This window comes from Microcoleus sp. FACHB-1515 (assembly GCF_014696105.1).
Classification (GTDB): Bacteria; Cyanobacteriota; Cyanobacteriia; order Elainellales; family Elainellaceae; genus JAAUTJ01.
On the sequence record NZ_JACJPO010000030.1, the window covers coordinates 51,016 to 69,632 of the forward strand.

General features: G+C 50.0%; 20 protein-coding genes. 10 read left to right on the forward strand and 10 right to left on the reverse strand.

The features are described 5' to 3' along the window. Positions 1–251: 251 nt before the first annotated feature. Positions 252–1,712, reverse strand: coding sequence for a Coenzyme F420 hydrogenase/dehydrogenase, beta subunit C-terminal domain (locus H6F67_RS10430; RefSeq protein ID WP_190766029.1), 1,461 nt, complete (start codon positions 1,710–1,712; stop codon positions 252–254). 28 nt (positions 1,713–1,740) lie between these two features. After that, complete coding sequence (locus H6F67_RS10435; protein WP_190766031.1) at positions 1,741–2,751, reverse strand: glycosyltransferase; 1,011 nt, start codon at positions 2,749–2,751, stop codon at positions 1,741–1,743. A gap of 174 nt (positions 2,752–2,925) precedes the next feature. On the opposite strand from H6F67_RS10435, the gene H6F67_RS10440 reads away from it, so the two are divergent. Continuing rightward, positions 2,926–3,849: a NotI family restriction endonuclease gene (locus H6F67_RS10440; RefSeq protein WP_190766033.1), complete on the forward strand. Its 924-nt coding sequence runs from the start codon at positions 2,926–2,928 to the stop codon at positions 3,847–3,849. After that, complete coding sequence (locus tag H6F67_RS10445) at positions 3,849–4,718, forward strand: DNA adenine methylase (protein WP_190766035.1); 870 nt, start codon at positions 3,849–3,851, stop codon at positions 4,716–4,718. The genes H6F67_RS10440 and H6F67_RS10445 overlap by 1 nt, the downstream gene beginning before the upstream one ends. A gap of 31 nt (positions 4,719–4,749) precedes the next feature. On the opposite strand, the gene H6F67_RS10450 is transcribed toward H6F67_RS10445, so the two are convergent. After that, the gene (locus H6F67_RS10450) at positions 4,750–4,917 is read right to left on the reverse strand and encodes a ribbon-helix-helix domain-containing protein (RefSeq protein ID WP_242020587.1); all 168 of its coding nucleotides are present in this window, start codon (positions 4,915–4,917) and stop codon (positions 4,750–4,752) included. Between the two features lie 218 nt (positions 4,918–5,135). On the opposite strand from H6F67_RS10450, the gene H6F67_RS10455 reads away from it, so the two are divergent. Both H6F67_RS10455 and yidD read left to right on the forward strand, forming a co-directional pair. Then, positions 5,136–5,441 (forward strand): hypothetical protein, encoded by a 306-nt coding sequence (locus tag H6F67_RS10455; protein WP_190766039.1) that lies wholly within the window; start codon positions 5,136–5,138, stop codon positions 5,439–5,441. A 63-nt stretch (positions 5,442–5,504) separates the two neighbouring features. Continuing rightward, positions 5,505–5,738 carry a membrane protein insertion efficiency factor YidD gene (yidD, locus tag H6F67_RS10460; protein ID WP_190766041.1) on the forward strand — a complete coding sequence of 78 codons (234 nt, stop codon included), beginning with the start codon at positions 5,505–5,507 and terminating at the stop codon, positions 5,736–5,738. 45 nt (positions 5,739–5,783) lie between these two features. Here the strand turns inward: yidD and H6F67_RS10465 are convergent, their stop codons facing one another. The 5 genes from H6F67_RS10465 to H6F67_RS10485 form a co-directional block, all read right to left on the reverse strand. Further along, on the reverse strand, positions 5,784–7,301 hold the full coding sequence (locus H6F67_RS10465) for a carotenoid oxygenase family protein (RefSeq protein WP_190766042.1): 1,518 nt from the start codon (positions 7,299–7,301) through the stop codon (positions 5,784–5,786). Between the two features lie 66 nt (positions 7,302–7,367). Next, entirely contained in the window at positions 7,368–8,795 is a 1,428-nt protein-coding gene (locus H6F67_RS10470; protein WP_190766044.1) for a folate/biopterin family MFS transporter, read from the reverse strand. A 132-nt stretch (positions 8,796–8,927) separates the two neighbouring features. After that, complete coding sequence (locus H6F67_RS10475) at positions 8,928–9,092, reverse strand: hypothetical protein (protein ID WP_190766046.1); 165 nt, start codon at positions 9,090–9,092, stop codon at positions 8,928–8,930. A gap of 73 nt (positions 9,093–9,165) precedes the next feature. Beyond that, positions 9,166–9,729: a Uma2 family endonuclease gene (locus H6F67_RS10480; RefSeq protein ID WP_190766048.1), complete on the reverse strand. Its 564-nt coding sequence runs from the start codon at positions 9,727–9,729 to the stop codon at positions 9,166–9,168. Positions 9,730–9,765: 36 nt separating this feature from the next. Beyond that, positions 9,766–9,966: a hypothetical protein gene (locus tag H6F67_RS10485; protein ID WP_190766050.1), complete on the reverse strand. Its 201-nt coding sequence runs from the start codon at positions 9,964–9,966 to the stop codon at positions 9,766–9,768. A 91-nt stretch (positions 9,967–10,057) separates the two neighbouring features. Here H6F67_RS10485 and H6F67_RS10490 point away from each other — a divergent pair, with 91 nt between their 5' ends. From H6F67_RS10490 to H6F67_RS10505, 4 genes are all read left to right on the forward strand, one after another. Next, positions 10,058–10,300 (forward strand): hypothetical protein, encoded by a 243-nt coding sequence (locus H6F67_RS10490; protein ID WP_190766052.1) that lies wholly within the window; start codon positions 10,058–10,060, stop codon positions 10,298–10,300. Positions 10,301–10,479: 179 nt separating this feature from the next. Continuing rightward, complete coding sequence (locus H6F67_RS10495) at positions 10,480–10,674, forward strand: hypothetical protein (protein ID WP_242020588.1); 195 nt, start codon at positions 10,480–10,482, stop codon at positions 10,672–10,674. Then, on the forward strand, positions 10,671–11,225 hold the full coding sequence (locus H6F67_RS27340) for a hypothetical protein (protein WP_199304346.1): 555 nt from the start codon (positions 10,671–10,673) through the stop codon (positions 11,223–11,225). The genes H6F67_RS10495 and H6F67_RS27340 overlap by 4 nt, the downstream gene beginning before the upstream one ends. Positions 11,226–11,243: 18 nt before the next feature. Then, entirely contained in the window at positions 11,244–12,584 is a 1,341-nt protein-coding gene (locus H6F67_RS10505) for a pentapeptide repeat-containing protein (RefSeq protein ID WP_190766054.1), read from the forward strand. A 100-nt stretch (positions 12,585–12,684) separates the two neighbouring features. Here H6F67_RS10505 and H6F67_RS10510 read toward each other — a convergent pair whose 3' ends face one another. Next, complete coding sequence (locus H6F67_RS10510) at positions 12,685–13,812, reverse strand: GTP-binding protein (protein WP_190766056.1); 1,128 nt, start codon at positions 13,810–13,812, stop codon at positions 12,685–12,687. A 152-nt stretch (positions 13,813–13,964) separates the two neighbouring features. Between H6F67_RS10510 and cysS the strand changes: the two genes are divergently transcribed. Beyond that, positions 13,965–15,515, forward strand: coding sequence for a cysteine--tRNA ligase (gene cysS, locus H6F67_RS10515; protein WP_190766058.1), 1,551 nt, complete (start codon positions 13,965–13,967; stop codon positions 15,513–15,515). A 240-nt stretch (positions 15,516–15,755) separates the two neighbouring features. On the opposite strand, the gene H6F67_RS10520 is transcribed toward cysS, so the two are convergent. Continuing rightward, positions 15,756–15,998: a hypothetical protein gene (locus H6F67_RS10520; protein WP_190766060.1), complete on the reverse strand. Its 243-nt coding sequence runs from the start codon at positions 15,996–15,998 to the stop codon at positions 15,756–15,758. 318 nt (positions 15,999–16,316) lie between these two features. On the opposite strand from H6F67_RS10520, the gene H6F67_RS10525 reads away from it, so the two are divergent. After that, entirely contained in the window at positions 16,317–18,485 is a 2,169-nt protein-coding gene (locus tag H6F67_RS10525) for an NACHT domain-containing NTPase (protein ID WP_206753905.1), read from the forward strand. Positions 18,486–18,617 lie beyond the last annotated feature (132 nt).

Genomic DNA, 18,617 nt, shown 5'->3' on the forward strand with positions numbered 1-18,617 from the left:
GACGCTAACGATTACGCAGTCTACCAAGTTCCAGAGGTTTGGCTACTCAAGCGTAATCGACTCGTAATTTATGAACTGCAAGCAGGCATTTATCAAGAGCGATCGACCAGTCGCTATTTTCCCAATGTTGATTTACAGAAAATAATTGCCGACTGTTTGGAAGTAGCAAAAGTTCGAGGTTCGGGGGTGGCGATTCGGGAGTTGCGATCGCGAAGCGCTCCCGGAACGGTATCGAGTTTAAGTGCTGCAAATTAATCTTTGAAGCGCGATCGCACCTCTTGCCACCGTTCATTTTTCGTCTCTATAAACTCCACTTCTGCTAATCCTTTGCGCTTGGTCGGTTTGGACAGACCTTTCCAGGTTTTTCGTAAGCTGTTGAAGGCGGGACCAACCAATTCGATCGGCAGTTTGGAGACGACCCAGCGGGCGATCGGGTTGCGCCCAACGGCAAACGAACCGCTGATCACCACTTCCACTAGCCAGCGACTCAGGGGAATTTTGGCCGGACGATAGCCAAAATCGGGAATCGGCTCTCTCAAAAAGTGCTGAACGGCGAGACGGATGAACGTGCCGCGCTTTTTGAAGTCGAGCATGTGGCCGTGCATGGCGAGGGCAGCGGGAAGGGCGATCGACTCCAAGTGCAACTCATCTGCGGCCTGCATTTGAGCGAGAATCTTTTCAGCCAATTCGCTGCGAGCAACGACGACCGAATGCCCGCCGCCCGCTTGCTCAAAGGCAGGCGACCACGCATCGCCAACGGATAGATCGGTTGCCTCATTCGTAAAGTCCGGCGTGATTTGGCAGTTGCGCGAAATATAGAACGGAATCAAATAGTTGTAGTAGAACTTTTGGGCTTTGAATTCTCGTCCGTCTGCCGTTTCAACGCGCAAATATCCCGGCCATTCTCCCGCTCGCCACTGAAGCGCGGTGATGGCGATCGAATCTTCCACGCCTTGCATCCGCAAAAACGCCCGCACCGCTCCGGCATACATATTCGTCCCCGTGTATGGCCCGGCCACAAACACAACTTTTTGCGCGGCAGGATGTCCAGCAGCTTGCAGCATCCGCAGGGCTGTCACCTGTTCTGGCAGTCCGACAAACGCCAGCCGACCAGCAAATTTTTCCATTTCCGGCAGCAGCGTCAGCATCGGCGTGACGGCGTAGACGCTTTGGGCGGCGGCAAGAATGTCGGCGCGAGTCGTGGCGATGATTGGCGTGGCAGTTTCCGGGTCGTGCAAGCCTTGCTGAAGAACGATCGCCCCGTCAATCTGACCTGACTCCAGCAGGTGAATCAAGACGCGACTGATCACGCCACCCGATGCACCCCGCCGCCGCACACCTGGATCAGAAGCGTAGCCCGTGAAAATTTGCCGATAAGCTCCAATCAGCGGATCGCGCTCGGTGTCGGGAAAAAGCCAGTTGAGCAAGTCGGGATACGGCACACCGCGACCAGAGCAGACCGACCACGCCAGCGGCATCTGCTGCGATCGCGCTGCGAGAATTTCTTCCAAACTGCCAAAAAAGGTTGCCAGCTTCTTGTCATCCGGCCACTGGTTCAAGGCTTCGATCGATCGCAACTGCGGCAATGGCCCCTGTTCGGTTTGGCGAAACTCCAGCAGTTGCGGATTCAGGCCGACGCAGGCTCCACAGTGCGTACAGTTGCCGGGGCGAATCACCTCGGTTTGCAGTCGATTCCAGTAGTCAGTGGGCATTGTTGCAGAAGCGATCGCGGCGAGAACATTATGGCATTTTGCGATCGCGCAGCGTTCCCGTCTCGGTATCGCGAGAATGTGGAGTGGAATCGCGCCCGTCCAGGTCGGCTCGCCGCAGCCGAAGCTGAATATCTTCTAGCACTTTGCGATTCACAGCCATTAAATCTGCAACAAGGCTGAACATCCAAATTTGAAAGCCAATCAAAATTAAAACTGCTGCCAAAATCAAACTAGGCGCACGCGATCGCGTTCCATTTTCTAACACAAATAGAATCAGCCAGCGAATTCCTAACAGAGTCCCGATCGAAAACGGAATGCTTCCCAAAATCATGAAAAACCGCAGGGGTTTGTAGGTCATGAAAATGCGGAGGATCGTGAACAGCGATCGCTGCACATAGGAAGGAATGCTTTTCACCAAGCGCGACGGACGCAAATAGCCATTCGTGCGAATCGGCACGGAAATCACCGTCATGCCGCGCTGTCCGGCTTGAATAATTGTCTCCAGCGTGTAGGTATATTCGTTGAACACATTCAGCCGCATCGCTGCCTCACGGCTAATCGCCCGAAAGCCGCTCGGTGCGTCGGCGACCTGCGTATTGCTTGCCAGCCGCACGACCCAGCTACCGAAGCCCTGCAAAAACTTTTTGGTCGGGGAAAAATGCCGAATTTTGGCGATCGGTCTTGCCCCAATCACAATTTCCGCCCGCCCGTTCAAAATTGGCTCGACCAGCTTCGGAATATCTGCCGCGCAATACTGATTGTCGGCATCCGTGTTGACAATAATATCGGCTCCCGCCCGCAAGCTGGCCTCAATTCCGGCCATAAATGCCTGTGCCAACCCTTGATTGTGCGGCAGGTCAACGACATGATCGACGCCATTTTCTAAGGCCACTTCCACTGTGCGATCGCGACTGCCATCGTTGATAATTAGCCACTCCACGCGATCGATCCCCGGCAGGCTGCGCGGCAGTTCCGCCAGCGTCACCCCCAAGGTCGCTTCCTCGTTGTAGCAGGGAATTTGAATGATCAGCTTGGTCACGGCTGCGATCGAATTTCGTCAAAGGTCGCAAGGTCGGATTTTAGCAGAAGATCGGGGGTGGGGGCGATTGGTTCCGCAAGAGGGCTGTTAAGCAGAAATTAATTCTGCAATTTATCTGAAAACATCGAAATACTCAATACAATCGATTGTGAACAAATTTAATCGAGAATAGTCTTGAATAAGCAGCCCCTTGCCGAAGTTTTTGGATTTCCCGCCGATAGCTTCACAGAAGAAGCTAGACGACATAGAAATAATAGACTTTGTCCCTTCAATAATAAGGTTCCAAATTGCACGAAAGATAGCGTAGTTGATCCACTTGGCGTTTGTACCATTTTCGACAATGATGAATTAGCAATAATTTGTCCTGTGCGTTTTCGTCAGAATTGGATCATTGCAGAACACGCCGCTGCTTTTTGTTTCTCTCCAGGCACTCGCTGGACGACCCTTGTAGAAGTAAGATTGAATGACAAAAATGGGAAATCGGCGGGCAACATCGATGTTGTTCTAGTTGCTTATGATGAAGAAGGTAAAGTAACCGACTTTGGCTCACTTGAAGTGCAGTCTGTATATATAAGCGGCAACCTTCGCAAATCTTTTTTCAAGCCTTACGCTGATGACCCTTCTGGATATTTAACTACTGACTGGTCAAGAAGCAGAAAAAAAGTGCCGCGCCCAGATTATCTATCGTCTTCAAGAAAGAGGCTTGCTCCACAGCTTATCTATAAGGGTGGTATCTTCAAAGCTTGGGGCAGAAAGCAGGCTGTCGCTGTTCACAGTGTCTTTTTCGATAGGCTTCCCTCGTTGCCTCAAGTTGCTAAAGCAGAGGCAGATATTGCGTGGCTGATTTATGACCTGGTTTATGACGAGCAACAACAGCGGTATAATTTGACTCCTACGCGAACAATTTACACGCAGTTTAAGCCTTCACTAGACAGAATTACCCTTTCGGAAGCAGGAGCCGTTGAAGATTTTATCGCGAACTTGCAACTGAAACTTAATGCAAAGTTGAATGGGGCAAGCACTGTAGAAATTTCAGATGTTCCTGCTGACTTGCCCGCTGATGAAACCGATCTATTCGATGAGCTTGAAAATATCTAATGCAACAACTAAATCTATTTCAAGAAATTGGAAGTGAACAAATAGTCAATGTTGCGTCTGTGCCTCAGCGCAGCCCATTTCGATATCCTGGCGGCAAAACATGGTTCGTGCCCCACATTCGACGTTGGTTTTCTTGTTTTGACACCAGACCGAACGAGTTGATTGAGCCATTTACAGGAGGCGGTAGTATCAGTCTTGCTGCTGCTTTTGAGCAGCTTACAAATACTGTGAAAATGGTTGAGATAGATGAAGATGTTGCATCCGTTTGGAAGACAATACTTGACGGCAATGTTGAGCAACTAGCAAGCCGAATCGAGTCTTTTGAGATGAACATTGAGAACGTAAAAGAAGTATTGTTTCAATCTCCTATTTCGTGCGAAGATCGAGCATTTCATACCATTTTAAGAAACCGTGTAAATCGTGGAGGAATACTTGCAGCAGGAACTGGCTTAATTAAGAACGGTGAAAATGGAAAGGGAATATCATCACGCTGGTATCCTGAAACATTGAAAAAGCGCATTCTTGCAATTGCTGCTCAGAACAACATTAATTTTGTGGAGGGTGATGGATTAAAGGTATTAAGGGAAAATGTAGATCGTGAAGATGTGGTCTTCTTTATCGACCCGCCTTACACAGCAGGAGGAAAAAATGCAGGAAAGCGGCTTTATAAACATAGTGAACTTGATCATGAAGAGCTGTTTCGCACAGCAAGTTCTTTACGTGGTCAGTTCTTGATGACCTACGACAACACAAGGGAAATAAGGGAAAAAGCTCAGCGGTACAACTTTGTTTTCAAGGCGGTGTCGATGAAGAACACGCACCACTCTAAATTGACTGAATTAATAATTAGTCGTACTGAAGATTTTTAATAGCGCAGTGGTTACTCAGCTACGCTATGTACTAGCTCGATCGATCGCCAGACAATTTATCACGAGATTTTAATCCGTCTTCGATGAGGATGAGTGCCATTTGCGAGAGCGATCGCCGCTCCTCGTTCGCCAACACTTCTAACGCCTGCTTCACCTCATCAGACATATAAACAATTACTTTCGGCTTCTGACTAGGCATCGAATTAAGGCGCATGTACAAGGTGAGATGCCTGAATTCTAAGTCTTTGCAGATCACAGTAAGTTGTGCCCTGACAAAGTAATCCTTAGCAATCCTTTATGGATTCCGGTGACTTACCTGTGATATAGTTTGGACGACAACCAAAACAAAACCCGTGCGATCGAGCTTGGAACCAAAATCGCACGGGTGCTGTTTCTACACGCAATGGTAGTTTTTCCATGATGCCAGAAGATCCGTCGGAATTTGACCCGAATGCTTTGCCGAGCGCAGACGATTTGATTTTGGAAGCCTACAAGCGGCAAGCCGAGCGGCGACTGGTCGAAGAACTGCTCGCTGCAATTCGGCAGGCGAATGAACCGCGACCTTTGGTCATTCTGGAGCGCACTCAGGCGGATTTTTTGCGGAATTTGATGCTGGATTTGATTGCCGGAAATGAATCGGCTCGGTTTGCAGTCGATCGCCTCCGCATCGGGCTGGATTTGCTCGACGGGCGCGATGGCTCCGCCTCCTTTGGGCGCACATAAGTCGATCGCATTCGTCCGTTACGGCATTGCGCTCGACCCTCTCGATCGCGCTAGGATCGAGCCATGAAGACTGTGATGCTGAGTTTAATTCGAGCCTATCGGCTGCTGATTTCGCCACTGCTCATGCCCGCCTGTCGGTTTCAGCCGACCTGTTCGCAATATGCGATCGAGGCGATCGAACGATTCGGTGCATGGCGTGGCGGCTGGATGGCAATGCGGCGCATTCTCCGCTGTCATCCATTCCATCCGGGCGGCTATGATCCGGTTCCGCCTGCCAAACATCACGACTGCTGCTAATTCAAAGTCCCCCAATTTTGGGGGATTTAGGGGGCTGCCACAAATTCAACCCGCACAGCCGAAATATTCAGGCGTGAAGCTGCCGTGTAGTCCGTAGGGAACGTGGTGCTTCAGGTGCAAACGGGCGATCGGTTCTCTGAGATCTTTCGCATCAAGAATCACCAAATCCGATCGCTCTCGCTGCGAATCGTAAACGAGCGTCAAAATCCAGCCGTCATCTTCATCACCAACGGCAGACGTGGTAGGTAAACCGTCCTGATACGATTGGGCGGCACGAGGCACAAAAATCGGTTCACCGACGTAGCCGTGTGGGGCGGCGCTCCAAAGCTGGCGATCGCTCGTTTCCAAATCGACTTTCAAGATCGCTTGAAGCGGGGCGTTGCCTTGCGATCGATGCGCGGCTCCGAGGTAGGCGTAGCGATACGGGCGTCCGGCCAAACTGGGGTGGACGTAGGGAAATTCGCAGCAGCGCGATTCGATCAGGTGGCGATCGACTTTCTTGCCTTCCAGATCAAGGCGGAAGCGATACAGATGTCCGGGCGAAAGCGCATCGAAATCGACTTCGCGATAGTCGGAATTTGGATCGACGGCGGGAAACGCTTCGTAGCAGACGGAATCGATACAAACTGCGCCATCTTTTTCAAAGGCGTTGCTGTGGTGAAACACAAAGCCGGATTGGGTTTGCAGCGTTTGCACGGGTGATTTGCCGTCGCGGGGAATCAAAATGATTTGCGTCGGCTTGTTCGGCTGGAATTTGAGGCATTCCCCCGCGCCGCGCAGTCCGATCGCAAACGGAATCGGATTGAACGCAACGGGATTTTGGAAAAAGATGCAGTAGTTCGGCGTAATCGCGAAGTCGTGAATGAAGGCGAAACCCGGAACAGCGTGGGCGTGTTCGCGAATCACTTTGCCTGTCGCGTCGAGTTCGTAGATCGTAATCGTGGTGGAAAGTCCGGGTTTGATCGCGAAGTTGACCAAGGTTTGTGTTTCGGGATCGATCCAGGGATGCGCGGCAAATGCAGAACCCGGATGCAAAACGCCGTCCAGATATTCTTTGCCGATCGTCTCCAAACTGTGCGGATCGAGCCGATGCGGTTCCGCCGCTTCCCACAGGGCGAGCAGCTTGCCGCCCCAGTAAATCACCTGCGTATTGGCGATATTTTTCAGCCGAAAATCGAGGAAGTTTGCCAGCCAGCCTCCGGGCTTTTGTGTGCCAAACACGCCGCGATACAGCATTTTTCCGGCTTTTTGTTCGGCGCAGTATGCCTCGGTGCGGACGAAGCGATTGCGGAAGTAGGCGCGGCCATTGTCAAAGGCGATCGAACACACCATCCCGTCACCATCAAACGGATGATGCAAGCGCTGTCCGCCGACTTCCAGCAGTCCTGGCCCGTTGCGAAACAGCGTTCCGTGCAGGTCAACCGGAATTTCACCGTCGATCTCGTCAATTTCATAGCTGTATTCGTGCGGCAGCGATCGATATCCCTTTTGCCAGTCGGTCAGGACATAAGAAGCCTCGGTGGGAACCGATTCGGCGCGTTCGTGTAGCTGAAAGCTCTGCATGATATGAAATGAATTAAAGTTCAAAGTCCCCCATTCATGGGGGATTTAGGGGGCTTTGCCAAAAAATTAGTCGATCGCCTCTTCTGCCGCCACCAGTTCCGGCATAAACTCCGCCGTCACGGGTGAATTGGCAATCACCGGATCGATCGTCGGCGCGGTCGCCTGCGGCAAAGCATTTGGTTCTGCCGATTCGGACGATGCAGCCGGAAGCAAGCCCAGCAGCGGCAAAGGTAAAAGCGTACTGAGGTTGGTGATGATCACCAGCAGCCAGAGGCGATCGAAGTTGCTTTCGTTCACGCCCAGCCAGTGCATCAACACCGCGCCAAATTCATACGACAGCAAGCCCGCCAAATTGGTCACCGACATCAGCAGCGCAAACAACGTCGCCTCAACTCCGGGCGGACATAATCTTGCCGCCAGCACGAGGACGGGCATGTAGGCGATCTGCCCCATCACCGTGAGAATCAAGCTGTCACCGAGGCTGAACCAGGAATCGGGAATGCCGATCGATCGGTTGGTGTGCGTCACCAAAATCAGCATCGTCATACCGAGAATCGTGGAAATTACGGTTGTCCAGCCGAAAATGACGCGAAACGGCAACGCCTTGAAAAATCGCTGAAACATCCAGATTCCCACCAGGGAAGCGAGGCTCGTCACCAGTCGGACGCGACCCAGAAACTCCGGCTGAAAGTGCAGTTCGTTCGTCGTGAAGTAGAAAAAGGCGGAATCTGCCGAAGGCGTCGCCTGCCACAGAAACAAAAATACGGTCGGCATCCAGATCGCCTTTTGCGTCACGGCCTGCTTTAGCTGCACGACCTGATCTTTGACCGCTGACCAGTTGTTCGGATGAGTCACCTTCTCTTCCACAATCAGGCCAGCAACGAGGGTGACAATCAGCGGAAACGTGGCCGTGATGCCGAAAATCGTTTTCGCCGTGAAATGCTCTAGCAGCAGGCCACTCAGGTAAGCCGTCAGCAAGCCGCCAACGGCAGACGCTCCCCAGCAAATCGATTGCAGCGATCCGATATCGCTTTGCGATTCTGCCCGCGCCCGCTCCACGACGATCGAATCCACAATCACATCGCTAATTGCCAGCGAAAGCGAACTGAGGGCGATCGCGGTTGTTGCCGCCCAAGGCGAATGCACCACTGTCGCCATCATCACCCAAGCTCCCGTGCCGAGCAGCCCCGACAAAATCAGGTAGGGACGGCGGCGATAGCCAAACAGCGGTAGGCCATCGGAGATAAAGCCAAACAGCGGCTTCACCATCCAGGGCAGCGCGACAATTCCCATCAGGGCGGACACCTGAGCGGGACTTAGCCCCAAGTCGTCCTTGAGGAAAAAGCTGACGGCCAGCCGCGCCAGTCCCAAAATGCCCTGAACGAAATACACCAGCAAAATTGCCAGCAGTTCCGGGCTTGGCTCATGCCCCAAGAACACCTTTTGCGTAAAGGTATCTTTGAGCTTGGTGAAGTTGGATGAAGAAGCAACCATGCAACGAGTGCGATCGTAAAGAAATATCAAGGTTGCCTACCATGATACCTTCCTCGCCCCATGTGTCTACTGACTTTCGAGGGAGGAAGACCGCATCGCCGCTCTATGCCTGCTTTACAGAAATTTATCGTTCTACTGTTGCGCTACACCGTTGACGGGCGGACAGGGCGCTTGCAAATCTGAGGCCAATCCCAATCGATCGACCAAACTCGACACCAAAATTACGCCCACCAGCACATACACCAGTGGCAGCGGATCGCCCCAACCTTTTGGATTTCCAGGTTGAAATTCGGCCATATTTATTCTCGCAATGCTTCTTAGCAAAAATTATCGCGTGGATCGATCGACTTTGGACGCGATCGAGTCAGACTTACAGCTTTAACCACGCAAATAAATTTCCTAATGCCAGTTGCAGTTCGATCGCAAAATTAGGAACAGGCAAAATATCCGTTGCTTCTTCAAAAAATTCGGGTGCTTGTCCTGCTGGATAAGTCAGTACCGTTTCATCATCCGGATCGATAATCCAGCCAAGCTGAGTGCCGTGCTTCAAGCCGTGCAATAGATTTCGCGTTAATCGGTTTTGCGATTGTTCCGGTGAGAGAATTTCAATTGACCAGTCAGGAGCCGCTTCAAACCGATTTGCTACCTGTCCGCGATCGTTTCTTGGAATGCGATCCCAGGTGAATACGGCAATATCAGGAACCGTCGATCGTCCCCTAAACGTACAGCGTAATTCGGGAAAAGCCAAGGCAATCTTTTGATCTTCAGTGACAGCGTTAATTGCGGTCACTAACTTGCCCTGCAAGCGGCTGTGCTGTCCTTGTGGCATTGGCTTTTGAGTAATCTGTCCATCAATGAATTCGCTGGCGGGCTTGGTTTCTGGCAGCTTCAGAAATTCCGCCAAAGTCAAGGTTTTTTGAGGAATTTGCACCATAGGACTTGCTTGATATCGTTTGGAGCGATCGCACTTCTATTTTTGCTCACTCAACACCTGCGGCGGGTCAAACACAACGAAAAACGATCCCTGCCCGACCTGTCGCTGCAAGAACCGCACCTGATCGTCTGCATCGATCTGGTTGTAGAGACGGCAAATTGCTCTCGGCAACTGCCCCGGAAACGAAGCCACGATGATATAAGGCCGATAGCTATCGGGCGTGTAGGTGTGCGTCATTGCTTTTGTAAAACTCAGCTTTTAGCAAAATAGCATTTTTGCGTTTGCGCGTAAATGCGTTAACCAGTAAAAGTAGATTTCGGTAGTAGGCATGACAGAATTGAGCCAAATTGCAACAGAGCGAATGGCTGACAAGCGAGAATTTCGCGGCTACATCCCTGCCGACTTAAATAAATTGATTCGGGCTGTGACGGCTTTGAAGAATGGCGATCGAGACTGGAATCTCAGCGATGTTCTCACTGAAGCGCTGCAAGACTGGCTAGAGAAACCTGAAAATCAAGCCTTGATCGAAAAGCACAATCTTGGTGAAATTCCAAAGCTTGACAAAGAGTAATCCCCAATGGCAAACGAAGAGCATTTGAGGATTTTGAAGGAAGGGGTCGATCGCCCGGTTAGTTTATGCGTTATTGGCTAGAGTTTTCGCCTGCTTCACAAAGGCATTTGCGAGCATTGACCGTTCGACAACAGCAAATTGTTTTAACGGCGATTGAGCAGCAATTGCTTTACGAGCCGATGACTGAAACTCGAAATCGAAAGCCGATGCGATCGAATCCGTTGGCAAGCTGGGAACTGCGAATCGCGAATTTGCGGGTGTACTACGATGTAGTTGAAGAGGTTGATCCACCACTACAGATTGTTCGCATTCGGGCGATCAGCGTGAAAGAACGAAACAAGATATTCATTGGAGGCGAAGAGGTTGACCTATGAGCGATCGATCCGCAGAATCAATGCCTGAATTTGAAGACGATGCCGAATCGATCGCGCTGGCGAACAATCCGAAGTTTTTGGAAATTTTGGAGCGATCGCGTCAGGAGCATGAAGCAGAAGGCGGCATCTCGCTAGAGGAAATGCGTCGTCGTTTGGGGCTTGAGCCGTCGTCAGAACCGCTGTTTGAACTGCTGCATCAAGAAACAATGGACTTGGCACAGGCGGCAGCAGAATCGAGCGAGCGCACTCAAGCAACTCAGCTTCTCCAGCAAGCATTTGAAAACGAAGCTCAAGCGGCTGAACTGATTGCGGATGATTTGGATGCAGAACCGACTCGATCGAGTTTGCATTGCAGCGCGGCAAGGTTGGCGATCGAGTGTGGCAATTTTTCAGTTGCAGAACGCTTGCTCGTCACGGCTTTAACCGGAAATCCGCCTGAAGAAATTGCGGAAGAACTCAAAGATCTTTTTGTGCAAATCAATCTGCGTCGATATGTTGAGCGGCGAGGTGTTGATTTGAATGAGTTACCGAATGCTTTAGAGGTTTTGTAGGGCGATCGGGTTTAAGAAATGGCAGACGAAGAGCATTTGAGGATTTTGGGGGAAGGGGTCGATCGCTGGAACCAATGGCGAAAAGATAAGTCCATACTACAACCTAACCTCTACAGTGCCGATCTCAGTGGAGCCAATCTCCGCAAGGCCAATCTGCGCAGGGCAGACCTGAAAAATGCCAATTTACGCAGTGCTGATCTAAGTGATGCTGACCTTAGTGATGCCAACCTCAGCCGTGCTATTCTGAGCGGCGTTAACCTCAGCAATGCTATCCTTCGCAGCACCAACCTTAGCCATGCCGATCTCAACAATGCTAACCTCAACAATGCCAACCTGCGTAATGCTGGCCTCAATAGCGCCAACCTCAACAATGCTAACCTCAGCAACGCATATCTTATTGGTGCCAACCTCAGTCATGCCATTCTGTGGCGAACTCAGGCTCTAGGTGCCATCTTGCGAGGAGCACAATTAACTGGAGCTGGCGTAGAAGACTGGCACATTAATCGTGCAACGCAACTAGATGGTGTAATTTGCGACTATATCTTTTTAAAGGGCAGAGAGGGAGAACGCCGCCCTAGCAATGGCAGCAGAATTTTCGCCCCAGGTGACTTTACAAAATTAATTCAAAAATCCCTAGAAACCGTCGATTTAATCTTCAGCAACGGCATCGATTGGAAAGCATTTGCACTTTCATTGGAAGATTTGCGAGTTGAGTACGAAGAGCAAGAATTATCAATTCAAGCAATTGAAAACAAAAACGATGCTTTCGTGATTCGTCTCAACGTGCCACCGGATGCAGACAAAGGCGCGATCGAGCGTCAGGCAATGGAATTCTATGAAACGAGGTTGGCGGTATTAGAAGCGCAGTATCGATCGACTTTGCAGGCGAAAGATGAGCAGATTGCAATTTACCGCGAACAAAGTACGAACATGACGGAAATTGTTAAGCTGTTGGCTAGCAAACCGATTGATGTGAGAGCGATCGCAATGGCAGACAATCAATCCTCTAAAGTGACTCAAATCTTTCATGCGCCTGTTGGCGGCGTTGCTGGAAATGTCGAGGGAAACATGAATGTTTACTCTCCAGAACAGCGGCAAACCCTCGCAGAAGCCGCAACCGAAATCCAGCAGCTTTTAGAGCAGCTATCGCAAACTTATCCAACGACGACGCAGGCTGAAAAATTGGCGGTTGCTGCGAAAGCCGCAGAGGAAATTGAAGCGAATCCTGTGTTGCGATCGCGAGTGATTGGCGCACTCAAAGCAGGCGGAGTGGAAGCGTTAAAAGAACTGGTTGATCATCCGCTCGTAACTATTTTGCTTGCTGCATTGGAAGGATGGCAGCAGCCCGACTCGAAATGAGAAAAAGTTGAAAATTTCTCAGAATTGAACAATTTTTTGCAATAAAAAAGCTGGGGCTAATGAGCTTTTCATGCGTCCCAGCTTTTTTATTTAGTCGTTTCTATTTGCCAAATCCGCGACCGCGATTGGTCGAAGGCATACAGACGCAGGCTTGAATTTGCGATCGCAACTTGTCGTGATCCAAATTCTGACCAATCAGCACCAGTTGATTTTTCGGCTGACCTTTCCACTCATCATCATCCAGCGAAAAACGTTTGCCGCTGAGGTGGAAAATGTGGCGGCGCGGCGAACCGTCTTCGTTGCGGCTTTCGTCAAACCAGAGGATACCTTTGGCGCGGAAGACTGAGGCGGGCAACTGATTGTCGAGGAAGTTTTGGAATTTGCGAATGGCGAAGGGGCGATCGCTCTCAAACGAAATTGAGGTGAAGCCATCGATCGCCAAGTGATCCGAGTGATGATGATGCTCATGATCGTGGTCATGTTCGCAGTGGCCGTGATCGTGGTCGCAGTGCGAATGATCTTCGTGGTCGTGTTCATGATCGTGATGATCATGCTCTTCTTGACCGAAATATTTGTCGGACTCAAACAGGCCGACGCTGAGGATCAGCGGCAGCGGCACTTGCGCTTTCGTGGTGCGAAGGATGCGAGCGCCTTCTTTGACATCGCGAATTTTCAGTTCCAGCGCGTCTACGTCCGCTTCATCGACCAGATCGGTTTTGTTGAGCAGGATGATATCGCCGTAGGCAATTTGGTTGTGGGCAGCTTGCGAGTTGAACAGGTCGAGGCTGTAGTTTTCCGAATCGACGACGGTGACGATCGAATCCAACCGCGTCAAGTCGCGCAGTTCGGTTCCCAAGAAGGTGAGGGCGATCGGCAAAGGATCGGCTAATCCAGTCGTTTCCACCACGAGATAATCAATTTGATCTTGCCGCTCCAGCACTTTGTAGACGGCTTCCATGAGATCGCTGTTGATGGTGCAGCAGATGCAGCCGTTGCTGAGTTCCACCATGTTTTCGTCTTCGCCCAGGTTGATCAGCAGTTCGTTGTCGATGCCGATTTCACCGAATTCGTTCACCAGAACGGCGGTTTTCAGCCCTTCCTGATTCGTAAGAATGTGGTTGAGCAGGGTGGTTTTGCCGCTGCCCAAAAATCCGGTGATGATGGTGACGGGCAGACCGCGCTTTTGATCGTCCATTGACGAAGATTGAGGAGAAACGGCTGATTGCATAGCGTCGGGGTGAGGAAACGTCAGAATATTATTAAGCAGGCCAAGATCGGCTAGCCTGAGAACACTTCTCATTATTGCCGATTTGATTGTATTTGGGTGTCGGGTATCAGGCTGATGCTCTTCACTTCGCACTTTTCACTTTCTTCTCAAACATGACCCTGACGATCTACAACACATTGACTCGCCGCAAAGAGATTTTTGAATCGATCGAACCTCGCAAGGTCGGGATGTATTACTGCGGTGTGACGGTGTATGACTTTTGCCACGTGGGTCATGCGCGGGCTTGCATCGTGTGGGATACCGTGCGGCGATATCTCCGCTGGGTGGGATACGAGGTGAAATATGTGCAGAATTTCACCGACATTGACGACAAGATTCTCAATCGGGCGAATGCGGAAGGATCGTCGATGCAGGAAGTGGCCGATCGCTACATCCAAGCGTACTTTGAGGACATGACGCGGCTAAACGTGATGGAGGCCGATGAATATCCCAGAGCGACGCATACGATCGACGGCATCAAGCGCCTGATTCACGAACTAGAGCAAAAAGGTTTCGCCTATCGGAGCCAGGGCGATGTTTACTACGCGGTGCGGCAGTTTTCTGAATATGGCAAGCTTTCAGGCCGCAGGCTCGAAGATGCTCAGGCGGGCGCGGGCGGGCGCGTCGATCTCGATGCGGAAGAGCAAAAGAAAAAAGATCCAGCCGATTTTGCTTTGTGGAAGGGCGCGAAACCCGAAGAACCCGCTTGGGAATCAACTTGGGGCGCAGGTCGTCCGGGCTGGCATATCGAATGCTCAGCAATGGTGCGCGATCGGTTGGGAGACACGATCGACATTCACGCAGGCGGCAACGACTTGATCTTTCCGCATCACGAAAATGAAATTGCTCAGTCGGAAGCCGCAACCGGAAAACCGCTGGCTCGCTACTGGATGCACAACGGCATGGTGACGGTCAACGGCGAGAAAATGTCAAAATCGCTCGGCAATTTTACTACCATTCGCGATTTGCTCGATCGTGATGGCGCAGATCCAATGGCGGTTCGCCTCTTCGTTTTGCAAGCCAGCTACAGTCGCCCGCTCGACTTCACGGCTGAAGCGATCGCCTCTGCTCATAACGCTTGGCAAACCCTCACTGACGGCTTGCAGTTCGGCTACAAATTCGGTCAGCAACTTGGCTGGACAGACACTGAAGATTCATCGTTTGGCAATCCATCTACAATGCGAATTGATATGAATGGTGATGAAGTTCAGCGCTTCATTGCCTCAATGGATGATGATTTTAATAGTCCAGGTGCGATCGCTGTCCTGTTTGAACTCGCCAAAGGACTGCAAAAAGAAGGCAATCGTCTTAAACATAAACAGGAGACTGTTTCTGATTCACAGACGCTTCGACAATACTGGCAAACACTCGTTGTCCTTGCTGAGGTTTTAGGTTTACAAGTTCTAGTTTCAGAAGTGGAAATGGAAAGCACACCACAAATAAGCGTATCTGTTGGCGCGGGAGCGGGTGTATCTGGATATGCTAGAGCGATCGAACCTTCAGCAATAAGAGATGCAAGAGTTCAGGAATTAATTCAAGAACGTCAGGAAGCAAAGAAGGCAAAGAATTTTGCAGAGGCCGATCGCATCCGTGCCGAATTAAAAGAGCAAGGAATTGTCTTGATCGATAAACCGGGTGGCGTCACCGATTGGATTCGGGAGTAGAGTGATCGTGTTTTTTGCTGCAACGTTCCACCTTTGAGGCTGGGCGATCGAGATTGGAACTGCACCTTTGCGGCTCAGAACTCAAAGTTCCAAGTTCCAAACTCGACAATTCAACTTCAAAGCCTCAAGCTTCGAGTTCGGAACTCCAAGTTTCGAGTTCAAAGCTCAAAGTTCCGAGTTCCGAACTGCAAACTTCGAGTTTTGAGGTTCGCTGTTGCAGTTCGGAAGTGGATCGATCGACTATTTTTCTTCTTCGTCTTCGTCTGAAGGTGGTTTGTCGATCGCTTTGCTGCCGAGTAAGCCAACGATCGCGCCGAAGCCAATAGTCCAAGATGTATTGCAGATCTCGGCCACACGAGCTTGCTGGGGTGAAAGCGAATCCTTCATTGAGTATGCGACAGCCCCACCACCTGAAAGCAGTGTAAAGCAAGTGACGATCGAGAGAACTTGGTGAAAGGCGGGAAAGTTGTTGATTGTGTTCATAGGACACCTCTTGTAGAAGATGTCTATAAGCTTAAGTTTGCGGTGGCTGAAGTTCAGTCCCCGTATAGTGTTTGTGGCATTCGACTTTGGTGTGAGTTGAGTATAACTTTCGTTTGTGGAGGTTAGAATCAACACAAGTTTTTAGGTTGGGCTATGTCAGGGCGATCGCTGAAACTGTCTCAAACAGGAATTGATCAAGCAAAAATTGCTTTAACCAATCAGGCAATCAGCGCTGAAGAGGTAGGAGAAAAAGTAGGTGTATCTCGTTCAACCGCAATCAAGTTTTTCAGCGGCAAATCTATCGATCGCAAACTCTTTGTGCAAATCTGCCAAGCGTTGAATCTTGATTGGCAGGCGATCGCTGACCTTTCAACTGCGTCACAGCCAGCAGAACCAGAGCCGATCGACCCTCCCAACATCGATCGCCTTGTTGAAGAAGTGCGCGATCGCATTCAACCACTGATCGAGCAAGCTTGCGGCACGATGCGCGTATTGGATATGAGCTATCCGATCGGGCTGGACGACATCTATACCGATGTCAACATCTTGGAGCGGATTACGAGCCGTCGCGGGCTGGAGTGGGCGGAGATGATGCGCGAGGCGGGGCGCGAGCAGTTCGATCGATTTTGCTTGGGCGATGTGCGAGAACAGCGCGTTCCGGGTTTGGTGGCGGTGGAGCGGTTTGACAAGCTGATGATTTTGGGCAAACCGGGAGCGGGAAAGACCACGTTTCTCAAGCGGTTAGCCATGCAGTGCATCGGCGGCAAATTCAAGCCCGATCGCGTCCCTGTTTTTGTCACGCTCAAGGATTTTGCCGAAGCAGAAAGCCAGCCAAACCTGTTGGAATATCTCGATCGCTGGTCAGGGTTGTCGTTTGAGGCGATCGTGCAGGCGGGCAGAGCGATAATTTTGCTCGATGGGCTGGATGAAGTGCGGGAAGTGGATAGCGATCGAGTGTTGCGGCAAATTAAAGCGTTTTCACAGCAGTATGCTCAAAATTGCTTTGTGATTACCTGCCGAATTGCCGCCAAAGAATATACCTATGAGCAATTCACCGAAGTTGAAGTGGCTGACTTTGACGATCGACAAATTGCTGAGTTTTCTAATAACTGGTTTCGCAGCCGTAATGATGCCGTCAAAGCCAAACGATTTTTAGAGAAGCTCAAAGAAGACAAACCAATTCGAGAACTGGCGGCGAGTCCGCTGCTGCTGACGCTGCTGTGTTTGGTATTTGAAGATTCTGGCGATTTTCCAAGCAATCGCGCTGAACTCTATCAAAACGGCGTGGATGTGCTGCTGAAAAAATGGGATGTCAAGCGCAACATTGAGCGCGATCGAGTCTACAAAGGTCTGTCACTCAAGCGCAAAGAAGCCCTACTCGGCCAGATTGCCCGCAAGACGTTTGAAGCAGGCAACTACTTTTTTAAGCAGCGAGAAGCCGAACGCTATATCAGCGAATATATTCAAAATCTGCCCGATGCCAGCACTGATCCAGAAGCATTAGAAGTCGATAGTGCGGCTGTGTTGAAGTCGATCGAATCTCATCATGGCCTATTTGTAGAACGAGCCAGAGGCATTTATTCTTTTTCACATCTCACGTTTCACGAATTCTTCACCGCCCAAGAATTCACCAATAATTCTGATCCACAAAAACTAGAGCAGTCACTACAAACGCTAGTCAATCACATTACTGAAAGACGTTATAGGGAAGTATTTTTGCTAACAATTAGTATACTAAATAATGCAACTATTTTAATGCAGTTAATGAAAGCTAAAATTGATAATATATTAGAAAAAAACAAAAAACTACAGCAGTTTTTAGAGTGGACTAGCCAAAAGGCTATTTCTAGCAAAGCTCCTTACAGATTGACTGCGATTAGAGCATTTTACTTTTTTTATGGCGCAGAAGAACTAGGATGGAGACATGTAACTAATCCTCAACGATCTATAGAAGTATTGCCAGGTCCACCTGATTTGGCAATACTCCTCGATTCAACCTTTCAAGCCACAGATGACAATGAAGATTTACTGACGTGCGGACTGGCACTTGATACAGTCTGTACTTTTGCTAATAGCTTTCCAGACAGCAAAAATATTTCTGGCATTGTAAAAGTCATCAAGAATTCTTTGACTGCAAGCAGAGATGCAGAAACTCTCAAGGAGTTGAGCACTCTCGGACAAGAACTACCTGACCCTGAGTTTGTAGAGGAAAAAGCATTGCTGAAATGGTACAACACCAAGGGAAAATCTTGGGTTAAGCAACTTAGAATATTAATGATTAAATATCGAGATGTTGGTCACAACTGGCAATTTAGCGAAGAACAGGAGGAACTTTTGCATCAGTATTACGATGCAAACTTGCTGTTAGTGAACTGTTTGAATAGTGATTGTTATGTCAGTCGAGAAGTGCGGCAGGAGATTGAGGAGACTTTGTTGTTGCCGATCGCAGAAATTGAAGCGTGGAAGCAGAACAAAGGCAAATCGTAACGGATCGATCGCCTTGAAATAAATTTCAGGCTCACAGCGAAAACCCGTTAAAACGGGTTAACCCAATTCAATCCAGTCCGTTTCAACGGACATCAGCTATTAGCCCGAATTTTAATTCAGGGCATTCCACGC